This is a genomic window from Undibacterium sp. JH2W (assembly GCF_049340425.1).
Classification (GTDB): domain Bacteria; phylum Pseudomonadota; class Gammaproteobacteria; order Burkholderiales; family Burkholderiaceae_D; genus Undibacterium.
The window spans coordinates 1-640 of sequence record NZ_JBMPOT010000068.1 but is presented as its reverse complement, the minus strand read 5'-3'; the positions used below and the strand labels follow the sequence as shown (position 1 = coordinate 640).

Here is a 640-nt window from a genome sequence, read left to right as displayed (position 1 = left end):
AATTCCTGATGTATCCCTAATTCTTTTAGAGCCCGTCTAAATTTTTTACTGCGAAAAACAGACGCATTATCCGTGCGAATAATTTTCGGTTGACCAAACAACTGCATCGCATCTTTAATGCATTCCATGTTGCGCACGCCGCTTCCATCGTATTTCTTCCCGAATTGGGATCGTGCGATTTTTGCAGGATTGAGTCTGGATTGCCACATTGTGGTCATACGATTTTGCATCGTCAACCGCCCTAAAATCATAACGGCAACCAAATTGCCGTCATATCGAATGCTGTGTAAAAGGGGGCATGATGCCCCCTCCCAAATGATACGATGATGTCGGCTAGCCGCTAAATCGACTCATCACCATCCGACTCCCTTTGTGCTGGATTGCGCTGTGACGCTTCGTGTAGCATGATTTTTATATCATCGCCATAAGCCTTCATCAGCATGTCCCGCACCTGATCGAGGAATTCAATAATGCTGCACACGTCCTCCGGTCGAAGATGCGTGATGATCTGGTTGACCCGCATGCTCATGACGACACCCGCTGCGGTTTCACCTGTTGCTGAAGCAAGGCATCGTGCGAACGCCAGTGCGGCTGCAGCAGCGCGGCATTCACATGCGACACCGTGCAAATACGCTGATGA

Annotated in this window: 2 protein-coding genes; both read right to left on the bottom strand. The window is 49.1% G+C overall.

What is annotated here, in order from left to right:
- A partial coding sequence (locus tag ACO0LC_RS29145; protein WP_423009757.1) for an integrase catalytic domain-containing protein occupies positions 1–230 on the bottom strand: 230 nt, incomplete at its 3' end.
- 110 nt (positions 231–340) lie between these two features.
- The coding region (locus ACO0LC_RS29140) for a hypothetical protein (RefSeq protein WP_423009755.1) at positions 341–640 on the bottom strand (300 nt) is incomplete at its 5' end.